Below are 16,683 nucleotides of genomic sequence, written 5' to 3'. Positions count from 1 at the left end.
CAATCCTATTGAAATATCGTGAGATAACGATACAATAGGACGAGGAGATATCAATGACTACGAAAACGACAGACTCACAAAACGACAAGCCTCCTGGCAACATGGAAGCTCTAGCGGAAGCCGCAGAGTGCTTGAAAACGCTCGCGCATCCCGTGCGGCTGCGAATGGTGCAACTCTTATTGCAAGGTCGCTATACCGTCGGTGAGTTGGCGGAAGATTGCGGGGTGCCCAACAACGTTGCCTCGGAACACTTAAGGTTGATGCAACGGTGCGGTTTTTTCACCAGTGAGCGTGAGGGGCGGCGGGTTTACTACCAAGTCGCAGAACCGCATCTACAAAACATCATGAACTGCGTTGAAAGCCGTTTTTTGGCGTGAGGGCGAAGTCGGCCGACCGCAAGAATGTTCGCCTTTTTTTCAACCAAACAGTCGTAACTTCCCGATATCACGAATATTAATAGATAATTTCGAGGAAAGTGAAATGTCCCACACACAAATGATTTCAGTCACTCAACTTGCGGAACGGTACCACCAAGGTACGATCGATCTCCTTGACGTTCGGACGGCAATTGAGTTCCGCGAAGTTCACGCGGCATCGGCTCGCAACATCCCCCTGGATTCTTTGAACCCAGCCGCAGTGATGAATCAGAGAAATGGTTCGGCTGATGAAACACTATACGTAATCTGCAAAAGCGGCGCACGGGGAGCAAAAGCACAACAGAAGTTCCACGAAGCCGGATTCCCGAACGTCGTCAACGTCGAAGGCGGAACCGAAGCCTGGGTTGCAGCCGACTTACCGGTTGTCCGAGGCAAGAAAGCCATGTCGTTAGAACGCCAGGTCAGAATTGCTGCCGGATTCATCGTATTCATTGGCGCGATTCTTGGAATCTTCATTCACCCCTACTATGCCGGTATCTCTGCGTTCGTCGGTGCAGGACTCATGTTCGCAGGTATCACCGACACCTGTGCAATGGGCCTACTCATCGCAAAAATGCCTTGGAACCGGGTTCAGGATGAGTCATGTTGTCGCATCCAATAACAACTCCAACCATGCAGATAGCCCCTGCAGAATGCAAAGCGTTACAGACTCCGCATGTGCCTAGACACTGCTGCATCAAACAAACTCTTCCCGACCATCCGATCAATGTCACTCACGGATCGTCTTTGGTATAATGCCAGTGATGGGAAGAATTGTGACGCTGTCGATTCCATGTCAACAATACCAACGGCATTTGATCGACACTAAGATCTTCGACATCAATGATGTTCCGATCAACAAACAACTTCAAACTAAAGGAGATTGAGAATGAAAAGGGAACGGTCGATAAAAAACTTGCAAACCGCACTGTCAATGGAACTGACAGCCACTCACCAATACCAACTGCATGCAGGCGTATTGGACGACTGGGGCCTAAGTTTGCTGGCCACGCAAATGCGTGAAGAAATGCGAGAAGAATTAGGTCACTCGGAAGAGTTCATGAATCGAATCATGCTGCTCAAAGGTGATCCTCAAATGACACTTGAAAAGCCACCTGTCCGGGCATCAACCCTTAAAGAAATGTTTGAGACAGATTTGGCCGACGAACAAGAAGCCATCGAGTTTTACACTCGATCTTCATTGCAAGCAGTTGAAGATGGCGATCTTGGTTCTCGGGCGATCTTCGAGCGAATTGCACTAGACGAAGAAGAACACATGAGCTGGCTCGAGTTGCAACTTGACTTGCTCGAACGAATGGGAGAACCCGCTTTCATCTCCAAATATATTCCGTCACGCGATTCGGCAACATAGGTCTAGTCTCGCAGATTAACAGGACATGAGTTACAGAGCCAAGTCGCTAGTCGGCTTGGCTTCTTACTGCAACTTCAAAGGTCAACGAGCTATGAGAATCTATCTTCGGCTTGCTGCATTAGTCATGATCGCTGGACTACTCTGTTACGGCGTCGTTACCAAGAGTGTGGCTTCGTCGAAGCCTCAAGACAATCAGACCACAGAACCCCACTATATTCATCCAGCCATCCAAGGTTTCGGCAAGGTTGTGCAACTTCCGAATGCCGTTCATCAACCTCGCAGTGGCAGCAAGATTGTTGTCGACATCACAAAGGGCAGTGACCCAAGCAAACTGAACTCCGCCATCGAAAAGGTTTGCCGATTCGTCAACATCTATGCTGGCGCCGGTCGCACACCTGTCAAGGTGGACATTGCAGTGGTTTTGCATGGCGATGCAACACTCGCCATTTTGAATAACAATGCCTATTCAGCCCGCTTCAAAACAGACGGCAATCCTAACCTTGCCTGTCTCCGAGAATTGAATAACGCAGGAGTCAAAGTTTCGGTCTGCGGCCAATCACTCACAGCAAAAGACGCAAGACCGGAAGAGGTCAGCAAGTCCGCCCAAGTCGCCGTCTCAGCACTCACCGCACTCGTCAACCTACAAGCCGACGGATATGCGTATTTGCCGATGTTGAAATAGCGGTCTGTACATACCAGATTAGCGACGTAAATGATTCACAAGATGTTTTGCTAACAGCAAACAGCACCATGAACCGACTCATGCAGTGACTATACTCCTGCGGTTCCAGGACCGAACTGTTTTATACTAAGATTGAGTGGAAAGCCCCCCGCAAATAATCGCGAGGTGTCTGTTATAGTTCGCTAGAACATTCCTGTTTCACGATCGGTATCCTTTGCTACTGACTAGGACATAGCATTCGCGACACGTTTTCGTATCACAATCGATCGCAACCTCAATGTGACTTTCGCAAATGCTTGTAGCAGTCCTACAACTCTCATAACGATGCTGTGTCGTCACAGTGACCGGCATGCTTCGCATACTTAGCCATACTGTCATTATCTCCTAGACGTGAATAACGACTAGCCCTCGTTCACGGTCAATGCCGGTATGCATACACAATTCTTGGTTGTAGAATGCCTGAGACGGTTATAGTTGTTGCGACGTCGATCGATTTGGGATTCGATGGCGGCGTGTTTGGTTACAGTCATTTTTTCGCCGATTGCCTGGAAACTCCGATCGGCGACGAACCTTCGATTCCGGAGTGTGGTGGCAATTGCCCGCGTGATCGGTAACGCTGATGAAGCATTCCAAGACTGACTAATCCGGTGCGAAATTGAGGGACGGCATGTCGATTCACAATCTAAATAGCATCTTCCGACCGAAACGTGTGGCGGTTATCGGTGCCAGCATGAAAGCTGGGAGTGTGGGCCGGACGGTGCTCGAGAACCTGCTGTCCGGTGGCCTGGTCGACAACGAAGGGGAACCCGCAAGCCAGCTTGTGTACCCGGTCAATCCAAAGTACGACGAAATTTTCGGCATTCCCGCGTTTGCCGATATGAGTGAACTGCCAGAACCCGCCGATCTGGCAATCGTCTGCACCCCGGCGGCGACAGTGCCCGATGTGGTTCGGCAGTGCGGAGCCATGGGAACGATGGGGGTGATTGTTATTTCAGCCGGTTTCCGCGAAATCGGTTCGACAGGTCGACGACTCGAAGAGGATCTGAAAAAGGCCGTCAGCGAGTATCCCGGCATGCGGATGATTGGCCCGAATTGCCTGGGCATTATCTCCCCGAAGCGGAATCTCAACGCGAGTTTTGCCGAAACGATGCCGTCCTCAGGGAGCGTGGCGTTTATCTCGCAATCAGGGGCACTTTGCACGTCCGTGCTGGATTGGTCGCTGAACGAAAATGTGGGGTTCTCCCATTTCGTTTCAGTTGGAAACGCCTTGGATGTCGGCTTTGCGGAACTGATCGACTACTTCGCGGCCGATGGACAAACCGAAGCGATTGTCCTTTACATCGAGTCCATGAGTGAGGCACGACGGTTCATGTCGGCCGCCCGCGCATTCACTTTGACCAAGCCAATCGTCGTGTACAAAGCCGGTCGTTTTGCGGAATCGGCTCAGGCCGCCGCGTCGCATACGGGGGCGCTGGCGGGTGTGGACGCCGTTTACGAATCTGCCTTCACACGTGCTGGCTTGGTTCGTGTTTTAGACATGGAAAGCCTGTTCGATTGCGCGGAATTGCTGTCCCGATATCGGGTTCCGGACGGTCCACGGTTGGCCATCGTGACCAACGCCGGCGGACCGGGAGTGATGGCGACCGATGCGTTGTTGGCGGCACACGGAAAACTGGCGGAGCTATCGGATTCGACAATGCGACGGCTCGACGAGGTATTGCCGCCCACGTGGTCGCACGGGAACCCGGTCGATGTCATTGGCGATGCACCACCGGAACGTTTTGAAGACGCTGTCAAAGCGGTTCATCAGGATCCGGGTGTCGATGCGGTCTTGGTTGTGCTGACTCCCCAGGCCATGACCAATCCCACATCCACAGCGCGACGGCTGGCGGCACTGGCTCGGCAATCGGGTCGTCCGGTGTTGGCCGCATGGATGGGTGGTCCCGCGGTCCGTGAGGGCATTGCGATTTTGAACGCTGCGGGCGTGCCAACATACCCCACTCCAGAGCAAGGCGTGCGGGCGTTTATGCAGATGTCACGTTATGCCCGAAACCGAGACCTGCTGTATGAGACCCCTCGCAGATTGACGATCAATTTCCCGCAGCCGCGTCCGCAAACACGACAGGAGTTCCGCGACCGACTCCCTGAGGGAGACAACATACTCAGCGAGGGCGATTCGAAATCCCTTTTGGCGGCGTATGGAATTCCCACGGCTCGACCGCAGCTCGCAACGTCTGCCGAAGACGCGGTCAGTGTTGCTAAAGCAATTGGTTTTCCCGTGGTGCTTAAAATCCAATCGCCGGACATCTCTCATAAAACCGATGTTGGTGGCGTGGAATTGAACCTCTCCGACGAACACGCCGTCCGAGACGCCTTCGCACGGGTGACCAAGGCGGCTCGCGAGCATCAGCGGGAAGCTCGAATCGACGGCGTCACAATTCAGCCGATGGTGTTGGCTCCCTACAAAACCGAGATCATCGTGGGAGCGAAGAAGGATCCGGTTTTTGGTCCAGTCTTGATGGTGGGTGCCGGTGGAACTGCTGCGGAAGTCTTTCGCGATATGGCATTCGAGTTGCCACCGTTGACCGAGCGATTGGCCCGCCGGATGGTCGAGTCGCTACGGACGTGGCCATTGCTCGCTGGTTTCCGCGGGCGTCCGCCGTTCGATGTCGATGGCCTAATCGATGTGCTGCTTCGGCTCTCCGCGTTGGTCGCGGACAACCCGGAGGTTCAGGAACTCGACATCAATCCGCTGTTGCTTACTCCCGATCAAGTGCATGCGGTTGACGCTCGTATTCGCACGGTATCAACTCGTGATACTCGCGGCGAACGCCAGTTTTCCCATTTGGCAATCCGACCGTACCCGGAAGAATTTGTCGCCGAACGGACGCTCCGCGATGGCACCCGTGTCCGATTGCGACCAGTGCGACCGGAAGACGTGCCCCGCTGGCGTGACCTCATCACGCGGTGTTCGCCGGAATCGATTCGACGCCGATTTCGATATCTCTTCAGTGAACCCACACGTGAGGTCACCGCTCGTTTTTGCTTCTGCGACTACGACCGTGAACTCTCAATCGTCGCAGAGTTGACGGACGAACCGAATTGTCCGATGGCCGGTGTGGTGCAACTTCTCGCCGATGCCGATCACGAATCCGCCGAGTTCGGCATCCTTATCCCCGACGCCTGGCAGAACAACGGACTTGGCTCGTTGCTGACGGATTACTGCTTGGACATCGCTCGCACCTGGGGACTCAAACGTGTGTTTGCGGAAGCCGATCCAGCAAACCGCCGCGTCCTCCGGTTGTTCGAGAATCGTGGTTTTACTGCAAAGCCGATTGATATCGACTCCACGATGTACCACAAAGAATTGCTATCCGATGCCACGGCGACCAACTAACGCGATCACTCGACACCGTCGACGGCAACGACAATTCCAGGATTCACTTTCAGCAGGACTAAACTGACGAGAGTTCTCCCGGAGATTGTTGCCCGACAAAGCGGCATACAAAACTCATTCACAGGACGAAACGGTTCGCATCTCCGGCACACAAGGCGTCCCAGAGTTCTGTCATCCTTTCCGTAGGCACGCAGTCGCTTCGCTTTTCAGACCAGTCGTCAACAGCACGGTTTCGATAAGCCATGCCATACCGTGCCCGAACCCAACGCTCATAGTCAGCCATCCAGTTTGCCAATGATGAGAGCAACCGCCCCAAAGTTTGACGCTCGTCAGCGGTTTTCGGGTGACGAAAACCAGTGAGTTCCGTCGCTGCCCAGACATTCGTTGATAACTGAGAACCCGCCGAGAATCTGGGAACAAACGGGCCGCGTTTCAGCAACAAACTTCCCCAAGACGGTTGCGCGAACCAGACACCAAATCCCCACAGTCCCACGCGGCCGACATCGCCCTCCCAGCGATAGTGCGATGGTGCAGTCGAACCTGACGGTGGTTCGTGCCGTTCAAACCCCCACTCCAAGAGAGCATGCGGTTTCGCCAGCCGGACATCACAACCGAAACACCACATCTGCTGGTCGAACAAAGACTTCGCCAGTCGTCGCGCAGGCTCCGTTGCAAACACGGCTTCTATCGCCGAGACAGCTTCCATTCGACGTTCCATCCCAATACCTCACCGTCTAGGACTCCACCGGATCGGGCTCGTATGCGGCTGCATCGTCCAAGTTGTCAGCGATCTCCCATTGCGGGAATGGATCATCAAGACGGCTCCATTCAGTCGGACCTTGAATCAACTCCAAATCCGCCAACAAACATTGATCCAATGCCGCCTCGATCTCAGGCACATTCAGTTTCTGACCAATCAAGACGACTTCTTGTCGTCGATCGCCGTGCTGCCCGTCGAACTGCGATTGAATCTCGGCAACGATCTCGGCGTCATCCGGCCAATCATCGCGGGGCACGTCGGCCCACCACCGCCCCATCGGATCGAGACTGTAAACGCCACCTGCTTGCGACCAGAAACCCGCCCACTCCGGTCGCGTCGCGAGCCAGCACAAACCTTTCGACCGAATCACTTCATCGAAGACATCCGACTCAATCAGCTTGGCAAGCCGACCGGGATGAAAGGGACGCCGTGCACGGTACACAAACGAAACCATGCCATACTCTTCGACTTCAGACGCTTCCTCACCCCGAGGAACCTGCAACCATTCGGGAGTCGACTCCGCCCAAGATTCCGCGAAACGTCCAGTACTCAAAATGGTGTCGAGTGGAACCTGGCCGTAGCTGGTTTCGACAATCTCAGCGGTCGGATTCAAATGCCGCAGCATTGCTTTCAACGCGACACGCTGATCTGCATCGACCAAGTCGATCTTGTTCAGCAAAATTACATTCGCGAACTCAACCTGATCAGTGAGCAGCTTGACGATATCACGATCATCCTCTTCGTTGAGGCCGACCCCGCGTTCGTTCAATTCGTCGAGCGACATATAGTCGTCTAAGAATCGCCCGGCATCGACAACGGTGACCATCGTGTCGAGTTGAGCCACGTCACCAAGTCGCCGACCATCGTCATCCGTAAATGTGAATGTTTCAGCGACTGGCAGCGGTTCGGAAATGCCGGTAGACTCGATCAGCAGATAGTCGAACCGACCTGCTGCCGCCAACTTGCTAACTTCCACGAGCAAGTCCTCTCGCAGAGTACAGCAGATACAACCGTTGGACATCTCCACGAGTTGCTCTTCGGCCCGACTGAGTTGGGCGTCGGCATTCCGCACAGAGAGCGCATCGATATTGATTTCGCTCATGTCATTGACGATCACCGCCACTCGCAATCCCTCGCGGTTCGCGAGCACATGGTTGAGCAGAGTCGTCTTGCCCGCTCCCAGAAAACCCGAGAGCACCGTTACCGGCAATGGTTGCATGTTGAACGTCCAAATTTGAAGTGCTGGAACCCGTTTCGTGCTACCGATCGATCTCACATCGCTCAGCAGCAGAACACAGCATATCACACCACGGCCACACATGCAACAGTTATGCAAAAGCACCTTCAATGACGATTGCAAGAATTTTGGAAGAACAGGTCATCCCTTTCATCCCCGTCGAATTGACCGCCGACGAGTAGCGTGAAGTCGTCGCCGGATAACCGAGGCCGATCGCGTTACCGATGGGAATTTCAACCCGTGCAATTTGCCATCGCGTGCCGGTTGCTTATGATGACGAATCGCGAACAGCGGCACGAAAACCGTGTCGCATGGTGATAATCAAGACCTGCATTTGGTGCTGCGCGTCGGAATTGCCTTTGACGAAGACGCACTCACCGTCAGAACAAAACCACTGTTGAAACCCCAGGAGTCTTCACTTGTCTCGAACACATCAATCCCTTGCGGTTCTCGCCGCAATCCTGTTTGTTCCACTGTTAGCCGCGAAGGCGGGTGCTCAATCGAATCTGACGTTCAACGATCCCAAACCGCAGCAATACAAATTGACGGCCCGTGCCAGCAAGATTGACCCGCGTGCGAAAGCTCATCCTGAGATTGACTTTCTGATCGAAGGAAAGAATGGCAAGCCGGCAGACATTGAGAACGCTTCGGTCGACACCCGTGTGAAACCTCGCGGAAAGTTGGTGATCTGGTTGATGGGGCACAATCAGCAATTGTTCGACCGCATCAACTCGTACGGATTGCACGCCATCCAAGTGCATTACGCCAATCGCTGGTTTTCGATTTGTTGCCGCGAGAACCCCGTTGGCGAACATTGCCGGGGAAATATCCGATTGGAAGCCGCAACCGGGCAGGATTTCAGCGATGAAGTCGACATCCCCAAACCAGACGGCATGATGGAACGGGCCTACCAATTCGTGAAATGGCTGGCCAAAGAAAATCCGGAAGGCAAGTGGGAGTACTTTCTCACCGAGGACGGCCAAGGACTTCGCTGGGATGATGTGATCATGGCCGGGAGTTCGCATGGCTCCACGACAGCCGCACGATTCGCCAAATTTCAGAAGGTCAGCCGGGTTGTGGCGTTCTGCGGACCACGAGACCAGTTGCAGTCTTGGCAATCACTGCCATCCGCGACCCCCGAAAACCGCTACTTCGGCTTTTCGCATGTGCTCGATGGCGGTTGGACCGGCGACCACTACTGCCGCAGTTGGGAACTCATTGGGATGCACAAATTCGGCCCCATCGTGAACGTCGATGAAACGAAGCCGCCCTACAAAAACACGCGGCGACTGATCACCGATTTCGATGTCGATGGCAACGCCCGGCGAGCGCACAGTTCCGTTGTGCCGGGGCGGAGTGCCCAGAAAGACCAGAAGACTGGCAAGTACTCACACGAGGATGTCTGGCGGTACCTATTCACGCACCCCGTCGACAAAGTCGGGCAGGGCGTCCCTCAGGATCCCGCGTGTAAAAAGAATCACCGGTGAATCGTGATCGAAGTTCCGTCTGCGGCACATCAATCGAGTGGAAGCCATGTCACGCCGATCAAGTTTTCTCGAACGTCTGATGGCAGTCGACATGACAATTCCACTCGCCGCCGGCGTGTTGGCTTGCTGTCTCGCCGGTTTCTATGGTGGACCGCGATTGGCATTTCAAGTGCTGATTTATGGTGTTCTTGTGGTCTTTGTTGTGGGCATGCCGTTGCTGATCGTCTTCGGATCGCACGCCAACAAACAGCACCTCAGGCGTCTTCAAAAAACGTATGGTGGTGAGTTCCCTTGGAGTCGCTTTCTCTTCGGCCCGATCTTCAAATTCACCTACCGTGATCGCCCGGTCTCACTGCGGAAATTCTCGGGTGGGAAGCACGGACCGACGCTTCTGCAAGTTTCGATCGAATGGAACGACGCCCCTCAGCCCTTCACCATCCGCCCGCAAGGAATGTTCGATTCCATCTTCAAACTCGTCGGAAAACATGACGTGCAAATCGGGCGAGCCGGTTTCGACAATGCGTATTGCATCCATGCAGAGGACCCATCGGAAATTCGACAATTGCTCGATAAAAACGTGCAGCGCCGGATTCTGGATATCCCCGAACAAAAACGATTAGTCATTCGACTTCATCGCGGGGAATTTCTCGTCCGGGCCCAGCACTACAGTTTGACGAGCGACTTGGAAGAATTCACCGAAGCGGCGTTGCGATTGTTCGATGCCTTCGAACGATCCGCCCTCCACCTCTGATCCGTCGCCCTTTCACTTCCTTCAGAAAATCCATACGTTGGATGCGTTCTGAATCGTTCAACACGAGGAGTGAAGCGCTATGCCCCGAGGACTGTGGAGTCTTGTTTTCGTCAGTATGTTCGCAGGGACTTGCCTTGCGGACGAGGCGAAACCGAATGTGCTGTTTATCGCTGTAGACGACTTGCGACCGGAACTCGGTTGTTTCGGCAAGTCAAAGATTCATTCACCAAACATCGACCGTTTAGCGGCGGATGGAACGGTCTTTGAGCGGGCCTACTGCATGGTGCCGACGTGCGGTGCGTCACGAGCGAGTTTGATGACCGGCATCCGACCGACTCGCCAGCGATTTGTAAGTTACCAGACGTGGGCCGAGAAGGATGCCCCTGGCATCACCACCCTCAACACGCATTTTCGTGAACACGGTTATGTGACACTTTCCAACGGCAAGGTATTTCATCACGCAAAGGATAATGGGCAGGGGTGGTCGAAACCGGCTTGGCGACCGAGGAACGTGCAACAGTATCAGTTGCCCGAAAGTCGCAAAGCAATGCGACAGAACCCCAAAGGTCGTGGACCGGCCTACGAAGCCGCCGATGTTTCCGATAACGCCTACGCTGACGGTCACATCGCGGAGAAAACCATCAAAGATTTGGGGCGATTGGCGAAGCAAGATGAACCGTTCTTCCTGGCGGTCGGCTTTATGAAACCTCATTTGCCATTCGTCGCGCCGCAAAAGTATTGGGACCTTTACGATGCGGAGTCGATTCAACTTCCGAAGACGTATCACCGCCCGAAGAACGCTCCGGACCAGGCGATCCACAATTGGGGAGAACTCCGGCAGTACGCGAACATCCCGGCAACGGGCAAGCTATCCGATGAAATGGCCCGTCGGCTCATTCACGGCTACTACGCCTGTGTGAGTTACACGGACGCCCAAATCGGCAAGCTACTTGATGAATTGGAGCGGTTGAAACTCGCCGAGAACACAATCGTCGTGCTTTGGGGTGATCACGGTTGGAATTTGGGCGAGCACACTTTGTGGTGTAAACACTGCTGCTTTGAAACGTCGATGCACGCCCCGCTCATCGTCAAAGCTCCCGGGATGACAGGCGGTCAGAAAACACCCGGCTTGACCGAGTTCATCGACATCTATCCGTCGCTCTGTGAACTCGCCCAATTGCCTCGGCCGGAGCATCTTGAGGGTCGAAGCTTTGTCCCGCTGATGAAAGAACCGAATCGCGAATGGAAAACGGCTGCGATCGGTCGGTTCCGGAACGGCGACACCATCCGAACCGACCAATTTCGATTCACCGCATACACCACACCGAAGAACCAACTCCAAGCTCGGATGTTATACGATCACAACACCGACCCCGAAGAGGATAACAACGTGGCCGATGAGCCGGCTTTTCAAGATGCTGCGAAGAACCTGCTCAAGGAACTTCGCTCAAAATGAGCGAGGAAACGGCTTTCACTCACCGCCGGATGAACCTGGTTCAGCGGCGGTTTTGAGTGGGCCGATCGGATTCAAATCGGAAATGTTCGGAGCGAGCTTGTTGTTCGCAGGCGTTTTGTTCTGCAACCATTGGGTCAAGGTCGCGATTTGCTCCGCCGGAATCTGAGCGGCTTGACCTTGCACCGGTTGATTGATCGCATGTGACGCCAACGGGACAACCTGCTGATACGCTTCATTGATGACAGCGGGCACGGTATTGGACAGGAAGCCCGCTTTTTGCTTCCGGCCGGAATATCGTTGGATTTCGAGATGTGTCTCTGGCTTGAATGCCAAATAGATGCACCACAACGCTTCCCGCAAATCGGCCCGTCCGGGAGACTTCTGATAGGTCTCGGCAACTTCCTTTGCCAACTGAACGATTCGGTGAGCCAATGTCGGCCATTCGACGGTTCCGGGCAAAGGAATTCGTCCGAGTGCCTTTGCTGCATAGGCTCGCACGATGAGTTCTTGGTTCTGGTCCGTTAGGACATCGCCCAGGGCTTCCAAGATAATCGGTTTCGCATTCTTGGCATCTTGGACCAAGTCAACGGCGGACAATGCCTGGATTAAACTCTGCTTGTACCACCAGTGATTGTTCGGCTGCTTCAATTCACTGATCAATGCTCGGGCGATTTCGTCCTTATCAAGCACCCCGAGATCCGCGAGCGAAGCCGTCAACGCAATGTTCTTTAGACCTAACGCGGCTCGAATTTTGACGGATTCGTGCTGCTGATCCAGTTGACCACCGGTCGGGGTCAGAAGAACTTTGACGAGGGGCTTGTAGGCCGGTGCGTAGGCTTGTCGAGTTGTTCCACGACGACCATCGTCTTCGAGCACATTCAGATTGCCCAACAAGATGACCGCATTGAGCCGAACCCAGTAGTTGTTGTCGAGGACCTCTTCCGCGCGAGCAGCCACTTCCTTACAGACGACTGTTCGGATCATTTTGACTTGATCGGTTCGTGAGGCCAAACTCCCGGTGGATCGCAATTCCCGTTCGAGTTTCTCCCGCACATCTGCGACGGAATCGAATCGAGGGATCTTCTTTTTCTCTGGTTCCGGTCGGGGTTGCGTTCCCGGCCCCGGAAAACCTCCGCCATCCGGCAGGAAGCCTTCGGCACCGCCCGCATTCATTTCGCCGGGCTTGGGACGGTCGGTCGTGTATTTGACCACCGGAGGCGTGAAGTGCTCCGGCATGGTCATTTCGTACACTCGTAACTTGGCCCAATCCTGAATTTTCTTTTTGTCTTGCGGGCTCAGGCCGTTCCCTTGACCACGCAGGGTGGTCGTAATGCCGATTGCGCTCCGCTTGAGAGACTTCTGCGTGTCTTCATCAAGGAGTGCTTTTTGAAAGGTAAACACCGGGGGTGCGGCACTCGGTGGGGCGTAACCCGGTGGCAAAGCTGGGGCATTCGGTTTCTGACCAGCAGGCCGAACCGGTGCATTCTGTGCAAACGCCAAGTCCGTCAGTCCGACAAGACTGATGGCGAGAAGCCCAATCGTGGTTCGCAAGAGCGGGGGCATAAGTTGATTTTTCACCTTCTCGATACCGACGAACGAACGTGACGCCTTGAAAACGCGACGGCGAAGACCCAATTGTCGGTTGACGAAAACAGACGGAGTATGGTGCTGATTCATGACGTCTCTCCGTGTTCGTGACTTTCGCATCTGAAAATCCAACGTTTCGTCAACAGGAACTGACCATCCCATCTCACAACAAACTCGGTCTTCGTTCACAACGTCAAGTTGATTCGGCCACGTTTTGGACTTCAGAAAACTCCCTTTCTCCACCCCTTCAAACTACCGTAGGTGAAGAAGGTTTTCCAGTGGGAGTTCCTTCCATCCGAGAGTGAAGGGACAACACAAACGGATTGAATCAGTTTTAGAGGTTGGTTGACTGTTTCCGTCGACGTTCTCAACACTCGTCGTTGACGTGAACACACAAATGATCACGTGCTGCATTAAGTTCCGAGTACGGCTTATCAATTTTCCGACGAGTGTCGAACCGACACCCCCTATTGAAGGGGAGTGTGGCAGATGATGGGTACTGTCTAATAGGTTATCACTCTCAAAATTTGAAAGTCAAGTTGATTTCGGTACCAGGAACACGGGAGCGTGGCGAATTGCACTGACTCCGTTGCTCTGTCAGAATGCGCGAATATCGAACGATTGCGCTTTTTTGCGTGGTGACACTGACCCTTCGTGTTCAATCAATCAAGTTTGCCGATTATGACCGTGCGACTCTTCACCGATGACTTCTTCCTGGAACACGAAACCGGTGAACACCCCGAGCGACCAGCCCGATTGAGTTCCATCACGAAGAAACTCACAAACGAAGGGCTAATCGAGCGATGTGAACGCGGGAAAATTCGGTTCGCCACGGATGAGGAGTTGCTACGAAACCACACCGAATCGCATTTGAAAACCATCGCCGATACCGCCAGACGAACGAAAGGCTACCTGGAGGCCGACACCCCGTTCTCCGCGAAATCCGCCGATGTCGCTCGACAAGCCGCCGGAACCGCGATTGAAGCGGTCGATGCCGTCTTCAGCGATGATTGCAACCGAGCACTGGCGTTGATTCGCCCCCCGGGACACCACGCCCGACCGTCCCATGTGATGGGGTTTTGTCTGTACAACAACGTCGCGGTTGCCGCTCGGCATGCCATTGCGAAGCAGGAAGTGGAACGCATTCTGATCGTCGATTGGGATGTTCATCATGGGAACGGCACGCAGGATTCGTTCTACCACAAGGAGCAAGTTACGTTCTTTTCCGCTCATCGATCGCCATTCTACCCAGGCACAGGAGCGGCCGACGAAACTGGCAGCGGGCCCGGTCTGGGTCACACACTGAATTTGCCATTGCGATTTGGCATTTCGCGGAAAGAATACTGCGAAGCCTTCGCAAACAGCTTGGCTGATGCCGTCCGGAAGAGTCGCCCGCAATTGATTTTACTCAGTGCCGGTTTCGATGCTCACGCCGCCGATCCGATTGGCTCGCTCAGTCTGGAAGCCGAAGACTTCGGAACCTTGACCCAGATGCTCACGGATGTCGCCGACAGCGAGTGTGAAGGTCGATTGGTCAGCCTGCTCGAAGGCGGTTACAACCTCGACGCGCTCGCGGAATCCGTCGCGTGTCACCTGGGAACGCTGCTCGACGAACCGAAGTAAACGCCAATGAACCACGCCGCTCCCGCAACGTGGTTCATTGATTTTGTGTCACAATACTTGCAATCGCCGCCAAGACAAAACTGATCAGGCGGCGTTCGCCAACGGCATTGATGTGCCAGCGGTTTCGGCGGCGATCACCTCTTCCGCGAGAGCACCGTAGTCCTGGGCACCGGGACAACTTGGAGCGTACTCGAAGACGGATTGCCCGAAACTTGGTGCCTCAGCCAGCTTAATGTTTCGACGAATCTTCGTGCTAAAGATGCGAGCACTCGCCCACGGAGCATCCGGAGCACTGCCGTCGAGGAAGGTTTTCAGGTCGTCCGTCACGTCGGCCGCCAACCGTGTGCCAGTCTCGTAGAGACAGAGCATCACGCCCGTGACACGCAGATCCCGATTCAATCGGCTGCGAACCAGAGCCGTCGTTTCGAACAACTTTGACAACCCCTGCAACGCGAAAAAGTGCGGTTGCAGCGGAATGAACACCTCTTTGGTCGCGGTGAGTGAGTTGATCGTCAGCACGCCCAGCGACGGTGGGCAATCCATGATCACATAATCAAATTGATCGGCGACCTCGGGTGTGTTCAAGACCGCATCCAGAATACGTTCCCGATTCGGAGCATCGGCCAACTCGACTTCGGCCGCCGCCAGATCGATGTTCGCTGGCACGACCCACAAGTTGGAAGCCACCATTTGCCGAGCCGTCGTAATCGTCCGTGCTCCCGCGAAGACGTCGTAGATCGTCGGCGTCTCGTCAAAGGCTTCGATCCCCAAGTGAATCGACGCATGACCCTGCGGATCGAGATCGATCACACACACACGCCGATCCATTTTCGCCAACGCCGCCGCCAAGTTGACACTGGAGGTCGTTTTGCCAACTCCGCCCTTCTGGTTCATCACCGTAATCGATCGCATTGGGCATCCTTTCCCAGCTCATTCCACTACATCGGCCACATCACCCGGTCTCGTCGGGCCGGAAGTATAACCACCATCGCCAAACGCGCGAAGACGATTCCCATCAACTTCCTCGCTCCGACATAAGTATTGATACTGATTGTCATTAGAACGCCAACCATTCAGAGAACCACTTTCAAAGAAAAACTGTCAAACAGGTCTTCACCACACCAGTACGGCACGTCAATTGCCAGACGAGTTCCCATCGGGAATTGTCGTAGCAAAGGTTGCAAACGTGACTGCGATTGGTAGTGTTACACAAAGGCCATTTTATCGGTGTCAACGACACGGACCGACACCGCACCAAACCTTGAAGAGCGCAACCCGTCGGAAACACTGGCAGAACTCTCTGCTAACACTCGGCAACAACCTACACCCGTTTGCACGGCGACACGAAGCCCAACCACGGAGGATTCGTTTGGACGCTCAAGCCCGATCAATCACACCGCGTGCGCTCCAACGGCACTCATCGAACCAAGTGCAGACTTACCGTTTCGGCCCCCATGACCATCTGCATGGTTCTGTTCGAAACTGGCGATCCGTCTGCCAATGTCGTCCACCAACAATTTTTCAGATAACCAGCCTTGTTCGATTCACAAGTTGCGTGTGAATCGAACAAGCCGCCGATCCGCCCAGGCACATTGCCTGTACAGTCAAAATGGAACTCAATCGTCTCTCTCACCCGATATTGCGACCCCTTGCGACCGATGCCGATGCGAACGAATTGATTGCACGGCGTGGTGGCTCTCTCGAAGGAAGACTCTCATGCTGCTCACAAACTGGTTGACCGAACTCTTCCACAACCGTACCCAGCCCCGATCCGGTCGCCGTCAAACCGCCCGGCGTGCGTCAAGTCAACACATCCGGCAAGCCGAGGTGCTTGAAGACCGCACACTGCTAGTGAACAGCTTGCAGGCATTCTTTGACGGGAACAACAATCCGACAGTAGGTTCGGACCCGGGTT

At 54.3% G+C, this 16,683-nt stretch carries 14 protein-coding genes; 10 read left to right on the top strand and 4 right to left on the bottom strand.

Annotation, left to right across the window (positions count from 1 at the left end):
- The first annotated feature begins 53 nt into the window (after positions 1–53).
- The 5 genes from G6R38_RS05675 to G6R38_RS05655 all read left to right on the top strand — a co-directional run bounded on the left by G6R38_RS05675 (position 54) and on the right by G6R38_RS05655 (position 5,867).
- Positions 54–377, top strand: coding sequence for an ArsR/SmtB family transcription factor (locus G6R38_RS05675; RefSeq protein WP_166821218.1), 324 nt, complete (start codon positions 54–56; stop codon positions 375–377).
- Between the two features lie 103 nt (positions 378–480).
- Complete coding sequence (locus tag G6R38_RS05670; RefSeq protein ID WP_166821215.1) at positions 481–1,038, top strand: rhodanese-like domain-containing protein; 558 nt, start codon at positions 481–483, stop codon at positions 1,036–1,038.
- Between the two features lie 267 nt (positions 1,039–1,305).
- Positions 1,306–1,788, top strand: a complete 483-nt coding sequence (locus G6R38_RS05665; RefSeq protein ID WP_166821212.1) for a bacterioferritin — start codon at positions 1,306–1,308, stop codon at positions 1,786–1,788.
- A 91-nt stretch (positions 1,789–1,879) separates the two neighbouring features.
- Positions 1,880–2,470, top strand: coding sequence for a DsrE family protein (locus G6R38_RS05660; RefSeq protein WP_240928084.1), 591 nt, complete (start codon positions 1,880–1,882; stop codon positions 2,468–2,470).
- Between the two features lie 667 nt (positions 2,471–3,137).
- Positions 3,138–5,867 carry a bifunctional acetate--CoA ligase family protein/GNAT family N-acetyltransferase gene (locus tag G6R38_RS05655; protein ID WP_166821207.1) on the top strand — a complete coding sequence of 910 codons (2,730 nt, stop codon included), beginning with the start codon at positions 3,138–3,140 and terminating at the stop codon, positions 5,865–5,867.
- Between the two features lie 118 nt (positions 5,868–5,985).
- Here the strand turns inward: G6R38_RS05655 and G6R38_RS05650 are convergent, their stop codons facing one another.
- Together G6R38_RS05650 and zigA are read right to left on the bottom strand one after the other, a co-directional pair.
- Positions 5,986–6,573 carry a hypothetical protein gene (locus G6R38_RS05650; protein ID WP_166821204.1) on the bottom strand — a complete coding sequence of 196 codons (588 nt, stop codon included), beginning with the start codon at positions 6,571–6,573 and terminating at the stop codon, positions 5,986–5,988.
- Between the two features lie 28 nt (positions 6,574–6,601).
- Complete coding sequence (gene zigA / locus G6R38_RS05645) at positions 6,602–7,846, bottom strand: zinc metallochaperone GTPase ZigA (protein WP_166821201.1); 1,245 nt, start codon at positions 7,844–7,846, stop codon at positions 6,602–6,604.
- A 524-nt stretch (positions 7,847–8,370) separates the two neighbouring features.
- On the opposite strand from zigA, the gene G6R38_RS05640 reads away from it, so the two are divergent.
- From G6R38_RS05640 to G6R38_RS05630, 3 genes are all read left to right on the top strand, one after another.
- Complete coding sequence (locus G6R38_RS05640) at positions 8,371–9,351, top strand: BPSS1187 family protein (protein ID WP_390881378.1); 981 nt, start codon at positions 8,371–8,373, stop codon at positions 9,349–9,351.
- A gap of 46 nt (positions 9,352–9,397) precedes the next feature.
- The gene (locus G6R38_RS05635) at positions 9,398–10,102 is read left to right on the top strand and encodes a hypothetical protein (RefSeq protein WP_166821195.1); all 705 of its coding nucleotides are present in this window, start codon (positions 9,398–9,400) and stop codon (positions 10,100–10,102) included.
- 79 nt (positions 10,103–10,181) lie between these two features.
- The gene (locus tag G6R38_RS05630) at positions 10,182–11,558 is read left to right on the top strand and encodes a sulfatase (protein WP_206028484.1); all 1,377 of its coding nucleotides are present in this window, start codon (positions 10,182–10,184) and stop codon (positions 11,556–11,558) included.
- 15 nt (positions 11,559–11,573) lie between these two features.
- Here G6R38_RS05630 and G6R38_RS05625 read toward each other — a convergent pair whose 3' ends face one another.
- On the bottom strand, positions 11,574–13,235 hold the full coding sequence (locus G6R38_RS05625; RefSeq protein WP_166821191.1) for a HEAT repeat domain-containing protein: 1,662 nt from the start codon (positions 13,233–13,235) through the stop codon (positions 11,574–11,576).
- A gap of 591 nt (positions 13,236–13,826) precedes the next feature.
- On the opposite strand from G6R38_RS05625, the gene G6R38_RS05620 reads away from it, so the two are divergent.
- The gene (locus G6R38_RS05620; RefSeq protein ID WP_166821186.1) at positions 13,827–14,768 is read left to right on the top strand and encodes a histone deacetylase family protein; all 942 of its coding nucleotides are present in this window, start codon (positions 13,827–13,829) and stop codon (positions 14,766–14,768) included.
- A gap of 84 nt (positions 14,769–14,852) precedes the next feature.
- On the opposite strand, the gene G6R38_RS05615 is transcribed toward G6R38_RS05620, so the two are convergent.
- Complete coding sequence (locus tag G6R38_RS05615) at positions 14,853–15,680, bottom strand: ParA family protein (protein WP_166821183.1); 828 nt, start codon at positions 15,678–15,680, stop codon at positions 14,853–14,855.
- Positions 15,681–16,484: 804 nt separating this feature from the next.
- On the opposite strand from G6R38_RS05615, the gene G6R38_RS05610 reads away from it, so the two are divergent.
- Positions 16,485–16,683, top strand: a 199-nt coding sequence (locus tag G6R38_RS05610; RefSeq protein ID WP_166821180.1) for a hypothetical protein, incomplete at its 3' end; no start/stop codon positions are given.

This window comes from Thalassoroseus pseudoceratinae (genome assembly GCF_011634775.1).
GTDB classification, from domain to species: domain Bacteria; phylum Planctomycetota; class Planctomycetia; order Planctomycetales; family Planctomycetaceae; genus Thalassoroseus; species Thalassoroseus pseudoceratinae.
This window is presented reverse-complemented; position numbering and strand designations above follow the sequence as displayed.